Annotated in this window: 20 protein-coding genes and 1 pseudogene; 16 read left to right on the top strand and 5 right to left on the bottom strand. The window is 69.1% G+C overall.

Annotated features, from left to right (window positions below):
• Nucleotides 1-2: 2 nt before the first annotated feature.
• Complete coding sequence (locus AB4079_RS01100) at nt 3-644, bottom strand: hypothetical protein (protein ID WP_441785429.1); 642 nt, start codon at nt 642-644, stop codon at nt 3-5.
• Between the two features lie 536 nt (nt 645-1180).
• On the opposite strand from AB4079_RS01100, the gene AB4079_RS01095 reads away from it, so the two are divergent.
• Together AB4079_RS01095 and AB4079_RS01090 are read left to right on the top strand one after the other, a co-directional pair.
• Nucleotides 1181-2380, top strand: a complete 1200-nt coding sequence (locus AB4079_RS01095) for a hypothetical protein (RefSeq protein ID WP_441785428.1) — start codon at nt 1181-1183, stop codon at nt 2378-2380.
• Between the two features lie 110 nt (nt 2381-2490).
• Nucleotides 2491-3312 (top strand): hypothetical protein, encoded by an 822-nt coding sequence (locus AB4079_RS01090; RefSeq protein WP_441785427.1) that lies wholly within the window; start codon nt 2491-2493, stop codon nt 3310-3312.
• A gap of 87 nt (nt 3313-3399) precedes the next feature.
• Here AB4079_RS01090 and AB4079_RS01085 read toward each other — a convergent pair whose 3' ends face one another.
• Entirely contained in the window at nt 3400-3732 is a 333-nt protein-coding gene (locus tag AB4079_RS01085) for a hypothetical protein (protein WP_441785426.1), read from the bottom strand.
• 116 nt (nt 3733-3848) lie between these two features.
• Here AB4079_RS01085 and AB4079_RS01080 point away from each other — a divergent pair, with 116 nt between their 5' ends.
• Nucleotides 3849-5441 (top strand): phospholipase C, encoded by a 1593-nt coding sequence (locus tag AB4079_RS01080; protein ID WP_441785425.1) that lies wholly within the window; start codon nt 3849-3851, stop codon nt 5439-5441.
• A 266-nt stretch (nt 5442-5707) separates the two neighbouring features.
• On the opposite strand, the gene AB4079_RS01075 is transcribed toward AB4079_RS01080, so the two are convergent.
• The gene (locus AB4079_RS01075; protein WP_441785424.1) at nt 5708-6499 is read right to left on the bottom strand and encodes a sirohydrochlorin chelatase; all 792 of its coding nucleotides are present in this window, start codon (nt 6497-6499) and stop codon (nt 5708-5710) included.
• Between the two features lie 127 nt (nt 6500-6626).
• On the opposite strand from AB4079_RS01075, the gene AB4079_RS01070 reads away from it, so the two are divergent.
• From AB4079_RS01070 to panD, 12 genes and pseudogenes are all read left to right on the top strand, one after another.
• Complete coding sequence (locus AB4079_RS01070; RefSeq protein ID WP_441785896.1) at nt 6627-8336, top strand: nitrite/sulfite reductase; 1710 nt, start codon at nt 6627-6629, stop codon at nt 8334-8336.
• Nucleotides 8333-9073, top strand: coding sequence for a phosphoadenylyl-sulfate reductase (locus AB4079_RS01065; protein WP_441785423.1), 741 nt, complete (start codon nt 8333-8335; stop codon nt 9071-9073). The genes AB4079_RS01070 and AB4079_RS01065 overlap by 4 nt, the downstream gene beginning before the upstream one ends.
• The gene (cysD, locus tag AB4079_RS01060; RefSeq protein ID WP_441785422.1) at nt 9070-9990 is read left to right on the top strand and encodes a sulfate adenylyltransferase subunit CysD; all 921 of its coding nucleotides are present in this window, start codon (nt 9070-9072) and stop codon (nt 9988-9990) included. The genes AB4079_RS01065 and cysD overlap by 4 nt, the downstream gene beginning before the upstream one ends.
• Nucleotides 9990-11357, top strand: coding sequence for a sulfate adenylyltransferase subunit 1 (locus AB4079_RS01055; protein WP_441785421.1), 1368 nt, complete (start codon nt 9990-9992; stop codon nt 11355-11357). Before cysD ends, AB4079_RS01055 begins: the two co-directional genes overlap by 1 nt.
• A complete protein-coding gene (locus tag AB4079_RS01050) occupies nt 11350-12399 on the top strand; it encodes an ABC transporter substrate-binding protein (RefSeq protein WP_441785420.1) in 1050 nt (349 codons plus the stop codon). The genes AB4079_RS01055 and AB4079_RS01050 overlap by 8 nt, the downstream gene beginning before the upstream one ends.
• Before the next feature lie 5 nt (nt 12400-12404).
• Entirely contained in the window at nt 12405-13157 is a 753-nt protein-coding gene (locus AB4079_RS01045; protein WP_441785419.1) for an ABC transporter ATP-binding protein, read from the top strand.
• Nucleotides 13147-14088: an ABC transporter permease gene (locus AB4079_RS01040; RefSeq protein WP_441785418.1), complete on the top strand. Its 942-nt coding sequence runs from the start codon at nt 13147-13149 to the stop codon at nt 14086-14088. The genes AB4079_RS01045 and AB4079_RS01040 overlap by 11 nt, the downstream gene beginning before the upstream one ends.
• A gap of 11 nt (nt 14089-14099) precedes the next feature.
• A pseudogene (gene cobA / locus AB4079_RS01035) lies at nt 14100-14891 on the top strand (uroporphyrinogen-III C-methyltransferase); the annotation flags it as partial.
• The gene (locus AB4079_RS01030; RefSeq protein ID WP_441785417.1) at nt 14888-16276 is read left to right on the top strand and encodes an FAD-dependent oxidoreductase; all 1389 of its coding nucleotides are present in this window, start codon (nt 14888-14890) and stop codon (nt 16274-16276) included. The pseudogene cobA and the gene AB4079_RS01030, both read left to right, overlap by 4 nt.
• Nucleotides 16273-16602, top strand: a complete 330-nt coding sequence (gene fdxA / locus AB4079_RS01025) for a ferredoxin (RefSeq protein WP_441785416.1) — start codon at nt 16273-16275, stop codon at nt 16600-16602. Before AB4079_RS01030 ends, fdxA begins: the two co-directional genes overlap by 4 nt.
• Nucleotides 16595-17542 (top strand): NAD(P)/FAD-dependent oxidoreductase, encoded by a 948-nt coding sequence (locus tag AB4079_RS01020; protein WP_441785415.1) that lies wholly within the window; start codon nt 16595-16597, stop codon nt 17540-17542. Before fdxA ends, AB4079_RS01020 begins: the two co-directional genes overlap by 8 nt.
• 14 nt (nt 17543-17556) lie before the next feature.
• Nucleotides 17557-17997 (top strand): aspartate 1-decarboxylase, encoded by a 441-nt coding sequence (gene panD / locus AB4079_RS01015; protein ID WP_441785895.1) that lies wholly within the window; start codon nt 17557-17559, stop codon nt 17995-17997.
• 30 nt (nt 17998-18027) lie between these two features.
• Here the strand turns inward: panD and AB4079_RS01010 are convergent, their stop codons facing one another.
• Both AB4079_RS01010 and AB4079_RS01005 read right to left on the bottom strand, forming a co-directional pair.
• Nucleotides 18028-18927, bottom strand: a complete 900-nt coding sequence (locus AB4079_RS01010; protein ID WP_441785414.1) for a PfkB family carbohydrate kinase — start codon at nt 18925-18927, stop codon at nt 18028-18030.
• Entirely contained in the window at nt 18924-19916 is a 993-nt protein-coding gene (locus AB4079_RS01005; protein WP_441785413.1) for a LacI family DNA-binding transcriptional regulator, read from the bottom strand. Before AB4079_RS01005 ends, AB4079_RS01010 begins: the two co-directional genes overlap by 4 nt.
• A gap of 172 nt (nt 19917-20088) precedes the next feature.
• Here AB4079_RS01005 and AB4079_RS01000 point away from each other — a divergent pair, with 172 nt between their 5' ends.
• On the top strand, nt 20089-21186 hold the full coding sequence (locus AB4079_RS01000) for a substrate-binding domain-containing protein (protein ID WP_441785412.1): 1098 nt from the start codon (nt 20089-20091) through the stop codon (nt 21184-21186).
• Nucleotides 21187-21227 lie beyond the last annotated feature (41 nt).

The following is a 21227-nucleotide window of genomic DNA, read 5'->3' as shown; positions in this document are numbered from 1 at the left end:
CGCTACTGACGGGGAGCGGGAAGGTCCAGGTTCCAGTGGCGTGAGACGAGCAGGACCCAGTCCTGCTCGTGATCGCCCTGCCCGGGTGGGCCGTGCGAGACGTAGAACCGGGAGATCACACGCTGCGACCCCTCCGCATCCCCGCACAGCACGTCGACCGAGAACCCATCCCCGAGGGACCCCTCCCGCGCCGCCTGGTAGTCGGCCGACTGCGGGTCCCTGATGGCGACCTGGCAGAAGCCGGGATCGCTCGTCGGCACGTAGACGTCGCGGGTCAGCCGATGGAACTCCTCGGGCCGCGGGAGGGGTGCCCGGGGATCCGTGGAGAGGCGCCAGCCGTGCAGGATCGCGACTCCGGCTCCTGCGTTGCGCACGGACATCACGAGGTAGACCGCTTCATCGGTGATCTCGAGGGCGGCACGACCGCCGAGTGCGGTCATCCATCTGCCGTCCGTGAACCGCACCTTCTGCGGAGCGTCGGACCAGTTGGAGGGGAGCAGGATGGGCCGGATCCCCTCGAGCAGCGCCCGCTCGGCGACCCGCGCCGACCGGTTGGCGGACCGTGTCGAGACGAACGTCGCGACGGCCAGCACGGTGGTGCCCACGGCGGTGCCGAGGTCGGCGACGAGGACCCAATCGAACACAGGCGACATTCAACGCCACCAGGAGGCGCCTGCGGTAGGGGCGAGTTCAGAAGCGCATGGGGACCGCAACTGCCGAGCCGTAGCCCGAATTCCAGCACGCGTTCGCCTTGATCGTTCTCTAGAGAAAACTGGTTTCCGCCGACCGTTGTGCTGTGACGTCTGACCGCACCAGGCTCGATGCTCCCCTGCCCGTCGGCGTTGCGCTGCCAAACATCGTCTGGGCATCGTCCCACGGCGGGATTGGAAGCGGTCTTCCGGCTTCATCACCGCAGGCTGGCAGGTTCGCCAGTCCGGTGGAGATGCAGCCGTCGGCCTGTTGATCAGGCCTCACCAAAGTTGGTCCAGGCCTCGTATTCGCATCGAATGGGAAGAGGCCGGCATCAGTTGGACATAACGTTGAATATCAATAGTTGGTAGTGGAGGCCACCTTCTATCGGGACTATCATCTGCCGATTTTGCCGGGATGGAACGGATCGGGGTTCTACTGTCGTAGGTAAGGCATGAGCACATCAGCTATATCGACGGGGGAAGCCCGCATGGACCGCGACGCAACCGCCGGAGGAGACTGGCGTCGAGACGACTTTCTGATTCCTCGGGAAGAAGTCGAGCCAGGGATGTACCCGCGACTAACCAACATGTCGGCGGCGTTCCTCTATGACGGGATCGTGCGGGCGACCGTTCCGGCGCCGCCGGAGTATGCGGCCATCTGGCTACGTCGGAGCGATGTGAAGACGGCCGTGGCCGTCTCGCAATGGAACATGCTGTGGGAGTCGGCGCAGTTTCGGCGCCGCTACTTTGATGAGGACGAGCTTCCGGCCCCGATGCGTCGGATCGCGGAGCTCGGCGATGTGAACGTGACACTCGTTCCGCGAACTCCGTCCCGGTACTACGAATATGCGCCTTTGGTGCATCTTCTTCCCTTGAAAGCATTGGACGCGTTCGGATTGCCGTTGATGCGTGCTGGACAGTGGCCGTTCCTAGTCGAGCGCGTTGACCCTGAGCCGTATCTTCCTTCCGATTTTTCGGACAGACTCCGTCGGGCGTGGGCTGCGAGGATCTGGCCGCAACTTGTGTCCGGGTCGCCGATGCGTGCCTTTTCCAAAGACGATCCGATTCGGATGCTGTCCCACAATCTCGACTTCTGGCTGCCCGCGGTCACCCAGGTGATGCAGGCGCGTCTGGCCGAGTACGGGCGTGTGGACAAAGGGTTCGCCGGGGCGGGACAGCCAGTGACCCTGGAGGATGGTTCGGTGCTCGATGGGGCGCTTGGCGTGCATCCCTTGCGGGGCGGTGACATCTGGACCGGCGAAGAGGACGCCGCGGACGTCGTCGCAGAGACCGCCGAAGCGGCGGATAGGGATGGGCGGCTTCGAGGGATCCTGGAGGCAGTCCGCGCCAATCGCGTGGAGGACGATTTCTCCTCGACGTGGTCGTTCGCGCGCGAAGATTTCGAACGCAAGCTCTACCGGAAGCGATCGAAGGTGAAGGTGCGGTTCGTCGAGCTGACCGACACAATCCCTGTGCAGGGGCCGCAAAGCGATATCGATGGGGCTTTGGTGACCAACGACTTTCTGTCGCTTCTCGATCGCCGCAATCGTGAGATCGTGGTTCTTTTGAGCAGCGGATACTCCACCTCAGAGGTTGCCCGGCAACTTGGGTATGCCAACCACAGCCCCGTCTCAAAACGACTAACTCAGATTCGCCGGGAGGCCGCAAAGTACTTCGACGAGGACTAGGAGCGTCGGCGCAAAAGAAAAACCCCGGTCGCTTCATGGCTCATGTCCAGAGAGGCGAAATCCGGGGACTTCTGTTTTATTAGTCTAAGGCGTGTTCGGGAAGGAGTCCAGTGTCAGACGACGCAGCGCTGATAGGCGAGAGTGCGACGGGGGCAGGGGAACTTGAGGCAACCGCCGCAGCGGTCCGACTCGCACGAGAAGAGTCGGCTCTCGACCAGGCCATCTCCGCCGACCGCCTCGCAACCTACCTCGCCGCGGCGAATGGTGACCGTGCGCTGGCGCGGGCCCTTTACGTATGGGATCGGGATCTGTCGATCGCAATCCTCGCGGACATCGCGATTCTCGAAGTGGCGATGCGTAACGCGATGCACTTGGCGCTGAGTTCCGTGTGGGGTCAGACTTGGTATGAGAACCCGAAACTCGAGCTCGACGACCGCACTCTCAGGCAACTACGCACCGCGTGGGAAGACCTCCCCAACGGGGTCCGCAGGAACCGCCTCGATCCTCGGCTACCAGGGCGGCTGGTTGCCCGCTGCATGTTTGGCTTTTGGGCGAACCTGCTGGACGCCGGCGATCACTTCGGAAGCGAGCCCCGACGCTATCGGGTCGACTACGAATTCTTGTGGCGTAATTCGCTCCACCAGGCATTCAGGGGCGGTGCCGCCGTGGCGCGAGCTGAACACGCTCGGTACACGAGGCCGTGGGCCCACGAAGCTGTTCGTACAGTGAACGCCCTCCGCAATCGGGTCGCTCACCACGAGCCCCTGATCAACGGCTTTCCCCTCCCAGGACAGGGCCGGCGGCTGACTGCAAAGGAAGGGCACCAGGCCTGTCGCAAACTCGCCCAGATGATCGACCGTGACCTGGCCACCTGGCTAGACCGGTCCTCCATGGTGCCGACTCTCCTCGGTTCGCAACCGACGCCCGTCTAGATCACGTGGGCTCCAACTGCTGTCGCAAGAAGGAAAGCGCGCGCGGCAGCGTCATCCAGGCACGCCCTCCCGCCGTCTGATCACGGGTCAATCTTCGGATGTCGGCGCTCTCTTGCCGCCTCGACGGCTACAACGTCGTCGAGTTTCATCGTCTGAAAGGTCGTTGAGCGTTTCGCGGCCTGACTGCTCGAGCGGGTCCGCGATCAGGCTCAGCCAGTCGCGGTGCCATTGAACAAACTCGTACCGCTCGTCCGCGAGCTGGCGAATCTCGGCCGCGGTCTTCCAGCCACCAGGACGGTTGCCTTTCTCGGCCACCGGGTGCGGCTCGCGAGCGGATCCGCAGCAGTGCGCCGTCTTTCGAGCGAAGCTCAGTAAACACTTGCCCATGCCGAGGAGGGTCGCTTGACCAGGTGTGTTCACCAGACCGTCATCTCGCCGTCTGCCGGAGCATCTGGCACCCGTCCGGGGGTGGTGCCACACTGGCAGACGGTCGTGGGAGTGGCCCGTGACCGCCGACTCGCCGAGGAGAACGCCTGGTGTTCACATTCACGATCAAGCATGCAGCGGCCGCCGTGGGTGCGGCCGCGCTCATCGCTGCCGGGGCGGTCGCTCCAGCGGTCGCGTCCCGTCACACGGACGACGGCGGCCGGCCGCCCGCCAGCGCGACCACGACGCCGATCAAGCACGTCGTCGTCATCTTCCAGGAGAACGTGTCGTTCGATCACTACTTCGCGACCTACCCCAACGCCGCCAACCTGTCTGGGGAGACCCGCTTCACCGCGGCGGCGGACACCCCGACGATCAACGGGCTCAACGAACCGCTGCAGGCCCCCAACAACCCGAACTCTGTCCAGCCGTTCCGCCTCACCCCGAGCCAGGCGCAGACCTGCGATCAGGACCACACGTATACGGATGAGCAGAAGGCGTTCGACTCCGGCCTGATGGACAAGTTCGTCGAGACGGTGGGCCGCGGCGCCGGCACGTGCGTGGACTACGGCAAGGGCGCGGGCCTCGTCATGGGCTACTACGACGGGAACACCGTCACCGGCCTCTGGAACTACGCTCAGCACTTCGCGATGAGCGACAACTCGTACGGCACCACGTTCGGCCCCTCCACCGTCGGCGCGCTGAACCTGGCCTCCGGCCAGACCCACGGGTTCGCCACCACGTCGTCGGCGGTGACGGCGAACACCACGGTCGTGGGCGACCCGCAGCCTGCCGGCGACATCTGCGACTCGCGTGACGCCACCACGTCGACCGATGTGAAGAACAAGAACGTCGGCGACCTGCTGAACGCCAAGAACGTGAGCTGGGGATGGTTCCAGGGCGGGTTCCGCGACTGCGCCGCCACCAGCACCACGACGGTCGGCACGCCGGTCACGTCGAAGTCCTACATCCCTCACCACGAGCCGTTCCAGTACTTCGCCAGCACCGCCAACCTCCAGCACACCCCGCCGGCATCCGTCGCCGAGGTGGGTCACAACGGTCCGGCCAACCACCAGTACGACCTGACGGACTTCTGGTCCGCCGTGAATGCGAAGAGCATGCCGGCCGTCAGCTTCCTGAAGGCCCCGGCCGCGCAGGACGGCCACGCCGGCTACTCGAACCCGATCGACGAGCAGGCGTTCGTGGTCGACACGATCAACAAGCTCCAGAAGACGCAGGACTGGAAGAGCACCGCGGTGATCCTCGCCTACGACGACAGCGACGGCTGGTACGACCACCAGATGAGCCCGATCGTGAACCAGTCCGATGACCCCGGCGTCGACGCGCTGGCCGGCGGAACCAACTGCGGGACCAACCCGGCGAACATCCTCGGTGGCTACCTGGACCGTTGCGGCTACGGTCCGCGTCTGCCGCTGCTGGTCATCTCGCCGTACGCGAAGAGCAACTTCGTGGACCACACCACCACCGATCAGACCTCCATCCTTCGCTTCATCGAGGACAACTGGAGCACCGGCCGGATCGGGAACGCCTCGTTCGACCAGAAGGCCGGCACGCTGAACAACATGTTCTCGTTCTCCGGGCACGGCAACGGCCACGGCGACGATGACGGGGACCACGGCGGGCAGAACGGCTCGCGGACGCTCTTCCTCGACCCGAAGACCGGTCAGCCTGTGAGGGGCTGACCTGGCCGCCATGCAATACGGGGTAACGAGAGCTTCCCCTGACGGCGGGACCCCCATAGCCTTCGTTCCGTTGCCGCAGCCGCGGCAGCGGCAACGGAACGAGGGTCGGTGGCTGAGCATCAGAGGGAGCGCGTCGGAGCACTGGTCCTGATCGCGGGCGGCAGTGCGGTGTGCGCGTCGCTGTCGATCCTTTGTCTCACCCAGTGGTCGGCGACGTCGGTTCCGGGCGTCGCGGTGTCCGCGGTCGTGCTCCTGGCGGGGGCGGCCTACGGACTGGTCGGCTCCGCGGTCGCACTGCTGCGGCGTCCACGGGCCGCGAAGTCCGATGCCGCAGGGTCGAACGCCGACAGGGCGGCCGAGTAGCGGTCCAGCGCGATCTCGACGAGCAGGTCGTCCGGTGGCGCGTCGGGTGGGAGCAGCGGTGCGGTGACGCGCTCGGCGACCGCTCCGGTGACCCGGTCATGGAAGTAGCCGGGGGCGAGCACGTAGCTCGCGACGGCGAGGCAGTCTCCCGCCGGGAGGGCTCGTCGCGCATCCCGGACGGCCTGGTCCACCGTGGGTTCGGCGGCGCTGAGGAAGCCGACGGTGACCGCTCCGGGCCGGGTCTCGCCGAGCAGCACAGCCGCTCTCGACGCATCCTCGATCCCGGCAGGGTCGCTGGACCCGGCAGCCGCGAGCACCACCGGTTCGTCGCTGTGGTGCCCGGCCTCCGCGAGACGCTGCGCCAGGAGGTCCGTCAGGCGCGGGTCCGGGCCGAGAGGCGGCGCGATGACGACTCGATCGCCGTAGGGCACCGCCGCCTCCGGCAGGTCGTGTCCGGCGTGATAACCGCGGGAGAGCAGCAGGGGGACGATCACGATCAGGGCGTCGGCGGGAAGCTCCGCCAGGACGGTCGAGAGGCGCGGCTGCTGGACATCGACGAACGCGTGGGCCGCCGCCTCGGCGTCCACCTTCTCGTGAATCGCCGTCGCGAAACGGGCGACCGCCTCCTGGCCGCGCGGGTCGGAGGTCCCGTGCGACACCGTGAGGAGAGCGATCACGGGAGCTCGGTGGTGCATCCATGAAGACTCCCACAGCTTTCTGGATTGAGTCCAAATATGACGGGCGTCCTTCCGTCCGTCGCCGCCTTCGCCTTAGGTTCCTTACCTGATCCGCCATCGCGCGGAGGAAGGACTCTCGGTGACGATTTCGGAAAAGCACACCGCGCCGCCGGCGGCGACCCGGTCGCGTCGGCCGGACGCGCGACCGAACGGTCAGTGGGCGGTCGACGGCAAGACCCCGCTGAACGGCAACGAGGTGTGGAAGCAGGAGGACGGCGGGCTCGCCGTCCGTGAGCGCATCGAGAGCGTCTACGCCACCGGCGGGTTCGCCTCCATCGACCCGACGGACCTCCACGGACGCTTCCGCTGGTGGGGGCTCTACACCCAGCGCAAGCCGGGAATCGACGGCGGCAAGACCGCGACGCTCGAGCCGCACGAGCTCGAGGACGAGTACTTCATGCTGCGCGTCCGCATCGACGGCGGACAGCTGACCACCGCACAGCTGCGGACGATCGCGGGCATCTCGACGGAATTCGGACGCGACTCCGCGGACCTCACCGACCGGCAGAACATCCAGCTGCACTGGATCCGGGTCGAGGACGTCCCGGAGATCTGGCGCCGCCTGGAGTCCGTCGGCCTGAGCACGACGGAGGCGTGCGGCGACGTGCCGCGCGTCTTCCTCGGTTCGCCGGTCGCGGGGATCGCCGCGGACGAGCTGATCGACCCCACGCCGCTGATCGAAGAGATCGCCGACCGGTTTCTCCTCGACCCGGAGCTGGCGAACCTGCCGCGCAAGTTCAAGACCGCGATCAGCGGACACCCGAGCCAGGATGTCGTGCACGAGATCAACGACGTCTCCTTCGTCGTCGTCGATCACCCCGACCACGGCGTCGGCTTCGACCTCTGGGTCGGCGGCGGCCTCTCCACGACGCCGCGCCTCGCGGAGCGGCTGGGCGCGTTCGTCCCGGCGGAGCGCGTGCCGGAGGTCTGGCACGGCGTCGTGCAGATCTTCCGGGACTACGGTTACCGCCGCCTCCGGAACAAGGCGCGCCTGAAGTTCCTGCTGGCCGACTGGGGTGTTGAGAAGTTCCGGCAGGTGCTCGAAGACGAGTACCTGGATGCTCCGCTCGCCGACGGGCCGGCACCGGCCGCCCCGACGACAGCGGGCGACCACGTGGGCGTCCACAAACAGAAGGACGGCCGCTACTTCATCGGGGTCACGCCGTTCGTCGGCCGGGTGTCCGGCACCTCCCTCGCGCAACTCGCCGACCTGCTGGAGCGGCACGGCTCCAGCCGGCTGAGGACCACGCCGCACCAGAAGATCCTCGCCCTCGACATCCCCGAGGAGCACGTGGAGCAGGCGGTCGCCGAGCTGGAGGAGCTCGGGCTCTCCGCTCGCCCGAGCGTGTTCCGCCGCGGCACGATCGCCTGCACCGGCATCGAGTTCTGCAAGCTGGCGATCGTGGAGACGAAGGCCACCGCGACCACCGCCGTCGAGGAGCTGGAGAAGCGGCTCGAGGGCCTGGACCTGCCCACGCAGCTCAGCTTGCACGTCAACGGCTGCCCGAACTCGTGCGCGCGCATCCAGACCGCCGACATCGGGCTGAAGGGCCAGCTGCTCCCGGACGGCAACGGCGGCCAGGTGCCCGGCTTCCAGGTGCACCTCGGCGGTGGACTCGCATCCCGCGATCGCGACGAGGCCGGACTCGGCCGCACGGTCCGCGGGCTGAAGGTCACCGCCGACGGGATCGCCGACTACGTCGAGCGCATCGTGAAGCGGTTCCTCGCCGACCGCGGCGAGGCCGAGACGTTCGCAGAGTGGGCCCATCGGGCAGATGAGGAGGCGCTGCAATGACCGCGACCAACCTGGGCAGCCCTGCGGTGCGGCCGCTCGAACTCCGGCCGGTGGCCGAGCTGCGTGCCGTCGCCGAGCGCGGGGCCCGCGAGCTGGAGAACGCGACTGCACAGGAGGTCGTCGCCTGGGTCGCCGAGAATTTCCGCCTCGAGCGCACGGCCGTCGCCTGCTCGATGGCCGACGCCGTCCTCCCGCACGTCGTCGCGTCCGCACTGCCCGGCGTCGATGTGCTCTTCCTCGACACCGGCTACCACTTCGTGGAGACCTACGTGACGCGTGACGAGGTCGCCCGGGCGCTGGACGTCCGGGTGGTGGACGTGAAGCCGGAGCAGACCGTGGCGGAGCAGGACGCGGAGTTCGGCGCCGAGCTGTTCTCCCGGGACCCGAACCTGTGCTGCGCCCGCCGCAAGGTGGAGCCGCTGCGCCGGGCGTTGAGCGGTTACGAGCTGTGGTTCACCGGGATGCGCCGCGAGGAGGCGCCGACCCGCACCGCGACGCCGCTCATCAGCTGGGACGAGAAGAACGGCCTGGTCAAGGTGAACCCGCTTGCCGCGTGGACGTTCGACGAACTCCTCGACTACGCCACCGCGAACGACGTGCCCCTCAACCTGCTTCTCTCGAACGGGTACCCGTCGATCGGCTGCGAGCCCTGCACCAAGCCCGTCGCCGAAGGCGAAGACCCGCGCTCCGGCCGCTGGGCCGGCCTCGCCAAGACCGAATGCGGACTGCACCAATGACCATCAGCACAGCCATCACCCGCCTCCCGCTCGGTCACCTCGACCAGCTCGAGAGCGAAGCGATCCACATCATCCGCGAGGTGGCCGCCGAGTTCGAACGTCCCGTTCTGCTGTTCTCCGGCGGCAAGGACTCCGTGGTGGTCCTTCACCTGGCGGCGAAGGCGTTCTGGCCGGCGCGCATCCCCTTCTCGCTGCTCCACGTGGACACCGGGCACAACTTCCCGGAGGTCCTCGACTTCCGCGACCGGACCGCCGAGCGCTTCGGCATCCCCCTGGCAGTGGCCCGGGTGCAGGACTACATCGACGACGGCCGGCTGTCCGAGCGCTCCGACGGCACCCGGAACCCGCTGCAGACGGTCCCGCTGCTGGACGCGATCGAGGCCGGGCGTCACGACGCCGTCTTCGGCGGCGCGCGCCGCGACGAGGACAAGGCCCGGGCGAAGGAGCGCATCTTCTCGCTTCGGGACGGCTTCGGCCAGTGGGACCCGCGCAACCAGCGCCCTGAGCTGTGGAGCCTCTACAACGGCCGGCACACTCCGGGTCAGCACGTGCGCGTGTTCCCCATCAGCAACTGGACCGAGCTCGACATCTGGCGCTACATCGAGCGCGAAGGCATCGAGCTGCCGTCGCTCTACTACGCGCACGAGCGTGAGGTCTTCGCCCGCGACGGGATGTGGCGAGGGGTCGGCGAGGTCTCGCCGGCCGATCGCGGCGAAACGGTGGAGCGCCGGCTGGTGCGCTACCGCACCGTCGGCGACATGAGCTGCACGGGCGCGGTGGAGTCGGACGCCCGCGACGTCGCAGCAGTGGTTCGGGAGGTGGCGGCATCCACCCTCAGCGAGCGCGGCGCCACCCGGGCGGACGACCGCATCTCGGAGGCCGCGATGGAAGACCGGAAACGACAGGGATACTTCTGATGACGCTGCAACTCGACGACGACCTCCGGGCCGACAGCGCGACGGCGGTGCGCGGCACTCTGTTCCGGTTCGCGACCGCCGGCTCGGTGGACGACGGCAAATCGACGCTGGTCGGCCGGCTGCTGCACGACTCCAAGGCGATCCTCGCCGATCACCTCGCCTCGGTCGAGCGCACCTCCCGGGAGCGCGGCTTCGGCGGGGAGTCCGGCGGGCTGGACCTCGCGCTGTTCACCGACGGCCTTCGCGCCGAGCGTGAGCAGGGCATCACGATCGATGTCGCCTACCGCTACTTCGCGACCGACGCGCGGTCGTTCATCCTGGCCGACTGCCCGGGGCACGTGCAGTACACCCGCAACATGGTCACCGGAGCCACCACGGCCGACGCCGTGGTGCTGCTGGTGGATGCGCGCCACGGAGTCCTGGAGCAGACCCGCCGCCACCTCGCGGTGATCAGCCTGCTGCGCGTGCCGCACGTGATCGTGGCCATCAACAAGATCGACCTGATCGACTTCGACGCCGCGCGGGTGCAGGCCGTCAGCGACGACCTCGCCGAGGTCGCAGCCGGCCTGGGCATTCCCTTCCTCCACATCGTGCCGGTGTGCGCGGTGGACGGCGACAACGTCGCCGAGCGCTCGCCCCGGACCCCGTGGTACCGGGGGCCGGCGCTGCTCGAGCTGCTCGAATCGCTGCCGGCCGGAGACCAGCTCGAGGCGGTCACCGAAGAGCTCAGGTTGCCGGTGCAGCTCGTGCTGCGTCCGCAGGGTGCGCTCGCCGCAGGGCTCGACGTCACTGCGCTCGACCCCGCCGACTACCGGGACTACCGCTCCGCTGCCGGACGCATCGCCTCGGGCAGCATCGCCGTGGGCGACCGCGTGAGCGTCCACCCGGGCGGGGCGACATCCGTCGTGACCCGCATCGACGTGGCCGGGCGCAGCGTCGCCGCCGCACGGGCGCCGCAGTCCGCCGCAGTGAGCCTCGCGGACGACCTCGACCTGGCTCGCGGCGCTCTCATCGCGGCGGCCGGGACCCTCCCGCAGCCGCGCTCGGAGGTGACGGCCGAGGTGTTCTGGTTGGACGCCGCCCGCGGCGTACCCGGAGCGCGACTGCTCCTCAAGTGGGGGACCAGCACCGTCCAAGCGCGCCTGACCGAGATCGAGGGCCGACGCGACCTCACGACCCTCCAGATCGTTCCGGCCGACGCCCTCGAGGCGAACGACATCGGTCACGTCACCCTCCGGACGTCGGAAGACCTGCCCTTCGAGCCGTACGCCGACAACCGGCAGACCGGCGCCTTCCTGCTCATCGACCCGCAGTCCGGTGCGACCCTCGCCGCCGGAATCGTCTCCGGAAAGGACCAGCGTGCGTAACCCGCTCCGCACCCTCACCGTCCTCGTGCTCGCCGCGGCCGGCGCCGCCCTGACCGGCTGCTCGGCCCCCGCGGTGAGCGCGGAGTCCACGCCCGCCGCCGCCATCCGGGTCGGCTACTTCGACAACCTGACCCACGCGCCCGCGCTGGTCGGCATCCACGACGGCCTGCTGCAGAAAGCACTCGGGAAGACGAAACTGCAGACCACGCAGTTCAACGCCGGCCCCGCCGAGATCGAAGCGCTCAGCGCGGGGGCGATCGACGCCGCCTACATCGGCCCGAGCCCGGCCATCAACTCCTACCTGAAGAGCAAAGGGCAGTCGCTGAAGATCGTCTCGGGCGTGGCGACCGGCGGCGCAGCCCTGGTGGTCGCGGGGGACATCTCGTCTGCGGCCGAGCTCAAGGGCAAGACGATCGCGTCGCCGCAGCTCGGCAACACGCAGGATGTGGCGCTGCGGTACTGGCTGAACAAGCAGGGACTCAAGACCTCGCTGACCGGCAGCGGGGATGTCACCATCGCGCCGACCGACAACGCACAGGCGCTGACCCTGTTCCAGGCCGGGAAGATCGACGGCGCCTGGGTGCCGGAGCCCTGGGTGTCGCGGTTCGTCGTGGATGGCAAGGCGAAGGTCCTGCTCGACGAGGCGTCGCTGTGGCCGGGGGGACGGTTCCCGACCACCGTGCTCGCCGTCTCCGCCACGTTCCTCAACGCGCACCCGCAGACCGTGAAGGCGCTGGTGCAGGGCAACGCGGACGCGGTCGCCGCTCTGAAGGACCCGGCTGCCGCCGCGACCGACATCAACGCGCAGCTGAAGGCCGACACCGGCAAGCCGCTAGAGGACGCCGTGATCCAGCGCGCGCTGGACCACGTCACCTTCGACACCGACCCGGACGCCGCGGCGTTCAGCACACTGGCGAAGCACGCGAGTGCGGTCGGGATCTCGACCCCCGGTTCGCTGAAGGGCCTGTTCGACCTGACGGCGCTGAACACGGTCCGCAGTGCGGCCGGGCAGCAGCCCGCCTCGTCCGGCGGTCTGGGGTAGGCATCGTGAACGACCTGGACAGCTCGGCCGTCACCCTCACCGGGGTGAGCAAGCGCTTCGGCGCTGCCGCTCCGGTGGTGCTCGACGGCGTGGACCTGCGCATCGCCGACGGCGAGTTCCTCTGCCTGCTGGGGGCGTCGGGATGCGGCAAGTCGACCATCCTGAATCTCATCGCCGGGCTCGAGCAGCCGACGGCGGGGGAGATCGATGTGCCGAGCGGTGCGGTCGCCATGATGTTCCAGGACGCCGCGTTGCTGCCCTGGATGACCGCACGGAGGAACGTGCAGCTCGCCCTGGAGCTGGCAGGAACACCGCGGGAACAGCGGAGCGCGCGCACGAACGAACTTCTGGAGCTGGTCTCCCTCTCGCATGCCGCGGATCGGCGTCCGCACGAACTCTCCGGGGGGATGCGCCAGCGCGTCGCACTCGCCCGCGCGCTCGCCCAGGACCGGCACGTGCTGCTGATGGACGAGCCGTTCGCGGCGGTCGACGCCATCACCCGCGACCTGCTGCACGTGGAGCTGGAGCGGATCTGGCGGCAGACCGGCCGCACCATCGTCTTCGTCACCCACAACATCCGGGAAGCGCTGCGTCTCGGCGAGCGGATCGTGCTCCTGAGTTCGCGACCCGGTCGCGTCGCCGCCGAATGGGACGTTCCCGCCGAGGTGCGTTCCGGCACGGACCCCGTCGAGACCGCGCGCCTGGACGACGAGATCACCCGCCGGCTGCGAGAGGAGCTGATCCGCAATGCCGCCTGAAGCGATAGGTACTGAAACGATCGCCGCCGGAAGCGTCGCCACCGGATCCATCGCGGGCCAGCCGGTCCGCGGCGACGTCTCCCAGCTGCACGCTCTGGAGGCCGGGCTGGACTCGCTCCAGACCGCTCCCGTGACCGCGCAGCGCCGAAGCCGACGGATCGCCCGCGCCGCGCTTCCCACCACCGTGTTCGTCCTGGCGGCGCTGATCGCCTGGCAGCTGTACACGGTGATCGCCCACCCGCGTCCCGACCTCTACCCCGGGCCGGCCGACGTGCTGTCGGCGCTCGCCAGCGCCGCGGGTTCCGGCCGTCTGGCGACGGCGATCGCCACCAGCCTCGGCCGGGGCGGCGGCGGCTTCCTGCTGGCCGTGCTGATCGCCACCCCGCTCGGTCTGCTGCTCGCCGAGGTGCGCTGGCTGCGCCGCGCGGTCGGGCCGATCCTCTCCGGACTGCAGGTGCTGCCCTCGGTCGCGTGGGTGCCCGCCGCGATCCTCTGGTTCGGGCTGACGGATGCTGCCGTCTACTTCGTCGTGCTGCTCGGCGCCGTCCCGTCGATCGTGAACGGGCTGCTCTCCGGCGTCGACCAGGTCCCGCCGCAGCTGCGGCGGGTCGGTGTCGTGCTGGGCGCATCCCGCCGCCAGCTGCAGACGCGGATCCTCTTCCCGGCCGCGCTCCCGGGATACGTCGCGGGACTGCGCCAGGGCTGGGCCTTCGCCTGGCGGTCCCTGATGGCGGCCGAGATCATCGCAGGGTCGCTCGGCTTCGGACTGGGCTCGATGCTGGAGCAGAGCCGCGAGCTCGCCGACCTGCCCACCGTCCTGGCCACGATCCTGACCATCCTGGTCGTCGGCATCGTGGCCGAGCTGCTCGTCTTCGCCCCGATCGAGCGCACGCTGCTGCGCCGGCGCGGGCTGGCGGGAGCGACCCGATGAACGGCTTCGCCCCCCGCTCCGTCGCGTTGGTCGGCGGTGGCCCCGGCCACCCGGACCTGATCACCGTCCGCGGACGGCAACTGCTCCTCGCCGCCGACGTCGTCATCGTGGATCGGCTCGGCCCGCGGGCGCTCCTCGACGACCTCGCGCCCGAGGTGGAGATCATCGACGTCGGCAAGCGACCGCATCACCACCCCGTGCCGCAGTGGAGGATCAATGAGCTCCTCGTCGAGCATGCTCTCGCGGGCAAGCGCGTGGTCCGGCTCAAGGGCGGCGACCCGTTCGTCTTCGGCCGCGGAGGCGAGGAGGCCGAGTTCTGCCGCGCCGCCGGCGTGCCGGTCGAGGTCGTGCCAGGGGTCACCAGCGCCATCGCCGTCCCGTCCATCGCCGGCATCCCCGTCACCCACCGCGGCGTCGCTGCGGGGTTCACCGTGCTGTCGGCGCACACCGACATCGATCAGGTGCCCGGCGGACCGGAGCACACGGTCATCCTGCTGATGGGCGTCTCGGGGCTGGCCGCCACCGCCGCGACGCTCGCCGCCGGTCGCCGCGGCACCGACTGCCCGGTCGCGATCGTCGAAGACGGCTACGGCGACGGGCAACGCGTCACGATCGGCACGCTGGGCACGATCGCGGCGGATGCTGCCGCACGCGGGGTGCAGTCGCCCGCGGTGATCGTGGTCGGCGATGTGGTCCGGCTGGCCGACCCCGAACTCGACGTCGCTCCGCTCGCATCCCACAGCACCGCTTCCCACAGCTCCGTTCCCCACAGCACCCTGTCCAACAGAGAGGCCCCCCAATGACCCGACCGTTCCGAGTGGCCGTCGTCGGTGCCGGACCCGCCGGCATCTACGCAGGAAACATCCTCCGCACCCGCGCGCTCGACGCCGGGATCGACGTCCGGATCGACCTGTTCGAATCCCTTCCCGCCCCCTACGGGCTGATCCGCTACGGCGTGGCCCCGGACCACCCGCGCATCAAAGGGATCGTGACCTCGCTGCACGACATGCTGGCCGACGGCTCGGTCCGCCTGATCGGCAACGTCGAGGTGGGCGCCGACATCACCGTCGACGAGTTGCAGTCGCTCTACCACGCGGTCATCTTCTCCACCGGCGCCCAGCGCGACGCCGTCGTGGACCTCCCCGGGCTCAACCTCCCGGGCAGCTTCGGTGCAGCCGACTTCGTCTCCTGGTACGACGGCCACCCCGACGTGCCGCGGCAGTGGCCGCTCGACGCCGCCCAGATCGCCGTGCTCGGAAACGGCAATGTCGCACTCGATGTCGCCCGTGTGCTGGCGAAGCACCCGGCCGACCTGCTGACCACGGACATCCCGGACAACGTCTACGCCGGTCTGGCCGCGTCGCCGGTGCAGGATGTGCACGTCTTCGGGCGCCGCGGCCCTGAGGACATCAAGTTCACCCCGATCGAGCTGCGCGAACTCGGCGAGGTTCCCGGAGTGGAGATCGTCCTCTACGACGAGGACTTCGACCGGTCCGCGGAGGACGCTCCGACCGGTGAACGCCGCGCCGCCGGCAACCAGGCCAAGGTGATGGCCCGCATCCTGCAATCGTGGCGCGACCGCGCGTCCACGGGTGCGCCCCGCCGCCTGCACCTGCACTTCTGGCACAAGCCGGTCGAGCTGCTCGGCGAGGATGCTGTCGCCGGGATCCGCTTCGAGCGCACCGAGCCGGACGGCCAGGGCGGCATCCGCGGCACCGGCGAGCTCCGCGACTACGACGTTCAGGCCGTCTACCGGGCCATCGGCTATCGCGGCACCCCGGTTCGCGACGTTCCGTTCGACGAGTCGGCCGGAGTCATCCCCAACGACGGCGGTCGCGTCCTGGATGGCGGAGTGCCCGTGCCGGGCCTGTACGCGACCGGCTGGATCAAGCGCGGCCCGGTCGGCCTCATCGGTCACACCAAGGGGGACGCCGGCGAGACGATCGAGAAGTTGCTGGAGGACTACGACCTCCTCGCCGACACCCCCAGTGCCGACGATGACAGTGTTCTCGAATTCCTGGAGGGGCGCGGCGTCCGCTACACGACCTGGGAGGGGTGGCTCGCCCTCGATGCACACGAGCGCGCCCTGGGCGACAGCTTCGCCGGGGAGGTCGTCCGTGAGCGGGTCAAGGTCGTCTCCCGCGACGAGCAGGTCGCCATCTCGAACCGCGAGGTGATCGTCCGATGACCTACGTCATCGCGCTGCCCTGCGTGGACGTGAAGGACCGCGCCTGTATCGACGAGTGCCCGGTCGACTGCATCTACGAGGGCGAGCGCTCGCTCTACATCAACGTGGAGGAGTGCGTCGACTGCGGCGCGTGCGAGCCGGTCTGCCCGGTGGAGGCCATCTACTACGAAGACGATCTGCCCGAAGAGTGGATCGACTACCGGGCCGCGAACGTCGAGTTCTTCAGTGAACTCGGCAACCCCGGCGGCGCCTCCAAAGTCACGCCGCAGCCGTACGACCACCCGCTGATCGCCGCACTGCCTGTGCAGGGAGCCGCGCATGCCTGACGTCGTCGTCATCGGCGGCGGACCAGCCGGGCTGTCCGCGACCCTCAACCTGGCCCGCGCACTCGTGGATGTTGTGCTGGTCGACGCGAGCCGCCCACGCAACTCGGCGACGCTGCGCTCGCACGGCTTCCTCACCCGGGACGGCATCCGGCCCACCGAGCTCCGCGCCCACGCCAAGGAGGAGCTCGCCGTATACCAGAACGTCGCGCACCTGGAACGCCGGTCGGTCACCGCGGTGCGCCGGGGCGGCGACGGCTTCCTCGTCGACATCGGCGGCCGGACGCCGGCCGAGCACAGCACGATCTCGGCCCAGGCGGTGCTGCTGGCAACGGGCCTGACGGAGATCCTGCCGGCGCTGCCGAGCATCCGCTCGTACTACGGCATGAGCGTGTTCAGCTGCGTCGCCTGCGACGCCTGGGACCTCCGCGGCAAGGCCCTCGCGCTGATCGGCGCCACACCCGACCTCGCACGCCGGGCGGTGCACCTGGCGCGGTGGACGGACGACCTGACGGTGTTCACCAACGGGTCCGAAGCGGTCACCGCCGGTGAGGAGGGGGACCTGAGTGCCCTCGGCGTCCGGGTGGAGCGCGCGCGCATCCTCGACCTCGACGGGGAGCGCGGCGCCGTCCGCGCGGTTCAGCTGGAGGACGGCCGATCCATCCCCATCGACGGCGGCTTCGTCCGGCCGGAATGGAAACCGGCGGCGGCCTTCCTCGACGGGATCGAGCAGGCGGTGTCGGCGGACGGCTTCCTGATCGCCAGCGTCGAGGGCCGCACTTCGGTGCCCGGGCTGTACGCCGCCGGCGACATCGTCGCCCCCGGACCCCAGCAGATGATCATCGCCGCAGGCAACGGCGCGCGCTGCGCCGCCGCCATCGTCGACGACCTCCAGACCGCGACCCTCCGGAGCGCCCTCGCCACGCTGACCGAACCCGTGTGAAAGCGAAACCCACCATGCTGCGAACGATGCTCAAATCGAAGGTCCACCGGGCGACCATCACCCACGCCGACCTGCACTACGTCGGCTCGCTGACGATGGACCTGGACCTGATGGATGCCGCCGACATGCTTCCCGGTGAGCAGGTCGGGGTGCTGGATGTCACCACCGGCGCGCGCTTCGAGACCTACCTGATCGCGGGGGAGCGCGGCAGCGGTGTCATCGGCGTCAACGGCGCTGCCGCGCACCTGGTGGGCGTCGGCTACACCATCATCGTGGTGACCTACGCGCAGCTGAGCGACGAAGAAGCGCGGACCTTCACACCGCGGATCGTGCACGTCGACGCCAGGAACCGCCAGATCGCTCTCGGCGGCGATCCGGCCGAGTCGCACCATCCGGGCACGGAGTCGCCTCCTTTCGCCGTCCTCACCTCGAGCGGGTCCCAGCCGGTTCACTGAACTTGGCGCGGACGCCCTATGCGTGGGCGTTTACTCTGCTGCGGCGACCGGTGGCAGGCGCAGGAGCGCCCCGGGGACGCGACAGGTGGCGGCGGCGATCGCCATCGCTTCGTGCAGTGCCACGGATGCGGCAGCCGGCGTCTCCGGCAGGCCGTCGCGGGCGAGGGTGCTGGTGATCGAGGCCAGGGTCGCATCCCCTGCCCCCATGGTGTCGACGATGGGGCCCGGCAGGGGGTGGACGGGGCTGTGCGCGGTCTCGCCGGTGGCCAGGGAGAGCGACGCTCCGGCCGCCCCCGCCGTCGCGAGCACCGCCGAGGGGCCGAGCCCGAGGAGCCGGCGCGCGACGACCGTGAGGGATTCGCCGTACAGCAGCTGCGCATCCTCGTCACCGATCTTCACGAGGAGGCTTCGGGCGGCGAGGCTCTCGAAGCCTGCACGGAACGCGTCGAGGTCGGAGATCAGGTGGGCTCGGGGATTCGGGTCGAGAACCAGGCGCGAGCCTGGATCCTCGATCGCCTCCGAAAGCAGTCGTGCTTGGCCGACATCGTCGAACGGGAACGAGCTGACGACGACCAGCGCCGCGCCCGCGAGCGCGGACCGCTGCTGAGGATCGAACGCGATGTGCCGGGTGCGTGCGGCGTCATTGAAGACGTACCGCGGTTCGCCGTGGCGCCGATCCGAGACGGCGCGCGCCGAGACCGGCACCGCGGTGGCATGCAGGGCGACTCCGGAGGTCGTCAGGTGGGCACGGATGTCATCGCCCGCCCGATCCTCGCCGACCATGGCCGCGAGCGACGTCTCGAGGCCGAGCCGCCTGAGCCCCACCGCGACGTTCAGTCCGGCGCCACCGACATGCTCCTCGACGCCCGCCGGGGTCTGCAACTCATCGATGAGGGCGTCGCCGACGACGCACACGTACGGTTCGCTCACGGGCGGATCTCCCCGGATCCGCGCGGAACGAGCACCGTCGGCACGACGAAGGTCTGAGCCTGTGGTTCTTCGCCGTCCAGGCGCGCGAAGATCCGTTCCGCCGCGAGGTGCCCGATCCTGGCCGCGTCCTGCGCCACGACCGTGAGACCCGGCTCGAGGAGGTCTGCGAGCTCCAGATCATCGAAGCCGACGAGGGCGACGGTGTGGTGCAGACCGAGGCCACGGAGGGCGCGGTACGCGCCGATCGTGATCAGGTTCTGAGAGCTGAAGATGGCGGTCGGCGGGTTGTCGCCCTCGAAGAGCGACCGGACGGCGGCCTCCGCGTGCGCCTCGCTGGTCACGCTCTCGATCACCGTCACCTCACCCGTCGGGATGCCGGCTCGACCGAGCTCCTCCATGAAGCCGCGTTTGCGTTCCCGTGCGGTCTGGATCTGCGGACTGTCGCCGAGGAAAGCGATTCGACGGTGGCCATGGTCGATCAGGTGACGGGTGGCGTCCGCGGCGCCCTGGGCGTTGCCGGACACGACGGCATCGGCTTCCAGTCCGGTCGGCTCGCGGTCGATGAAGACCAGGGGAGTGCCGTGCTTCTGCTCCGCAAGGAGGTACGCCTGGCTGCGCTTGATCGTGGTGAGGATGAGGCCGTCGACGCGACGCTTGAGGAAGGCGTCAACGGCCCGCTCCTCCTGGTCGGGGTTGTCGTCCAGGCTGGACGCGAAGACCGCCACACCCCGGTTTGCGGCGATGTCTTCGACCGCGCGGTGGAGCGCGCCGGAGAACGGGTTGGAGACGCTTCCGACGAGAAGGCCGATGGTGGCCGTGCGGCGGTCGCTGCGGCGGAGGTTCCCGGCATGGAGGTCGGGCTGGAAGTTGAGGTCCGCCGCGGCGCGCTGCACCCGCTCGATGGTCGCGGCCGACACGTGCGGCTCTCCGTTGATCACGCGGCTCACCGTCTTGAGGCCCACCCCCGCGAGCATGGCCACGTCGCGCATAGTGGGCCGCCTGGCCGCGCCGGGAGGAGTCGGTGCCGAACTTGACAGCGATGTCACGTTTTGATCTCCAATTCAACGATTTCGCTTGACTATAGCGCTCGGGATGCTCTAAACCTAGCTATTGACACCGTTGTCACTGGACATCGGTTCCAGACACTAGAGGAGTTCAGAGTTGAATCTCACAGCACCCCGCTCCGTCGGCAAGCGCGTCCTCGCCGCCACAGCGATCGCTTCGATGGCCGCCCTCGGGCTGGCCGCGTGTTCCGGGTCCGGTTCGGGCTCCGGTTCCGACAAGGTCGGCGTCTCACTGATCGTGAAGACGACCACCAACCCCTACTTCGTCTCCATGGAGGACGCCGCCAAGGCCGACGCCGCCAAGGACGGCGTCACCCTCACGCTGGCCGCCGGCAAGCAGGACGGCGACGTCGCCTCGCAGGTGCAGGCGATCGAGGCGGCCATCGGCCGTGGTGACAAGGGCATCCTGATCACCCCCAACGGCCCTGGCGTGCAGAACGCGATCGACAAGGCGCGGAAGGCCGGCCTGTACGTCATCGCGCTCGACACCGTCCCGACCCCGCCCTCCTCGGTCGACATCACGTTCGCCACCGACAACTTCGCCGCGGGCGAGGCGATCGGCAAGTGGACCGCTGCACAGCTCAACGGCAAGACGGCCGACATCGCCATGCTCGACCTGTTCAACACACAGGTCGTCTCGGTCGACCTCAACCGCGATCAGGGCTTCCTGAAGGGCATGGGGATCAAGGTCCCCGACGCGAGCAAGAACGGCAGCGAGGCGAAGAGCGGCAGCTACACCGGCGGCGCGGGCGGTTCCTACACGATCGCCGGCCACCAGCCGACGAACGGTGACGCCGCGGACGGCCGCACGGCGATGGAGACCATCCTCGCCAAGGACCCGAACGTCAACGTCGTCTATGCGATCAACGAGCCAGCGGCCTACGGCGCCTACCAGGCGCTCCAGGCGGCCGGGAAGACCAACGGGACGATCCTGGTCGCGATCGACGGCGGCTGCACCGGTGTCAACCAGGTGAAGTCGGGCATCATCGGCGCCACCAGCCAGCAGTACCCCTCGAAGATGGCGTCGCTCGGAATGGAGGCGATCGTCAAGCTGGCCAAGACCGGCAAGAAGGCGTCGACCAGCTCCGGCCTCGACTTCTACAACACCGGATCGCAGCTGGTGACCAACACCGCCGTCTCCGGCCTGCCCAGCATCACGCCGGACGCGGCGAGCAAGATCTGCTGGGGCAAGTAGCACCCGAGCCCGGGCCGGACGGCACGCACGGCCGGCCCGGG

The organism is Leifsonia sp. 2MCAF36, assembly GCF_052115525.1.
Taxonomy (GTDB): Bacteria; Actinomycetota; Actinomycetes; order Actinomycetales; family Microbacteriaceae; genus Leifsonia.
Note: the sequence above shows the minus strand (reverse complement) of the source record. Positions and strands in the feature narration are given on the sequence as shown.

Bases quoted from the DNA above. Each gene is read 5' to 3' on its own strand.
- AB4079_RS01095 (WP_441785428.1), top strand. From the start codon at position 1,181: ATGGACCGCGACGCAACCGCCGGAGGAGACTGGCGTCGAGACGACTTT.
- AB4079_RS01030 (WP_441785417.1), top strand. From the start codon at position 14,888: ATGACCCGACCGTTCCGAGTGGCCGTCGTCGGTGCCGGACCCGCCGGC.
- fdxA (WP_441785416.1), top strand. From the start codon at position 16,273: ATGACCTACGTCATCGCGCTGCCCTGCGTGGACGTGAAGGACCGCGCC.
- cysD (WP_441785422.1), top strand. From the start codon at position 9,070: ATGACCATCAGCACAGCCATCACCCGCCTCCCGCTCGGTCACCTCGAC.
- AB4079_RS01040 (WP_441785418.1), top strand. From the start codon at position 13,147: ATGCCGCCTGAAGCGATAGGTACTGAAACGATCGCCGCCGGAAGCGTC.
- panD (WP_441785895.1), top strand. From the start codon at position 17,557: ATGCTGCGAACGATGCTCAAATCGAAGGTCCACCGGGCGACCATCACC.
- AB4079_RS01065 (WP_441785423.1), top strand. From the start codon at position 8,333: ATGACCGCGACCAACCTGGGCAGCCCTGCGGTGCGGCCGCTCGAACTC.
- AB4079_RS01020 (WP_441785415.1), top strand. From the start codon at position 16,595: ATGCCTGACGTCGTCGTCATCGGCGGCGGACCAGCCGGGCTGTCCGCG.
- AB4079_RS01075 (WP_441785424.1), bottom strand. From the start codon at position 6,499: ATGCACCACCGAGCTCCCGTGATCGCTCTCCTCACGGTGTCGCACGGG.
- AB4079_RS01005 (WP_441785413.1), bottom strand. From the start codon at position 19,916: ATGCGCGACGTGGCCATGCTCGCGGGGGTGGGCCTCAAGACGGTGAGC.
- AB4079_RS01055 (WP_441785421.1), top strand. From the start codon at position 9,990: ATGACGCTGCAACTCGACGACGACCTCCGGGCCGACAGCGCGACGGCG.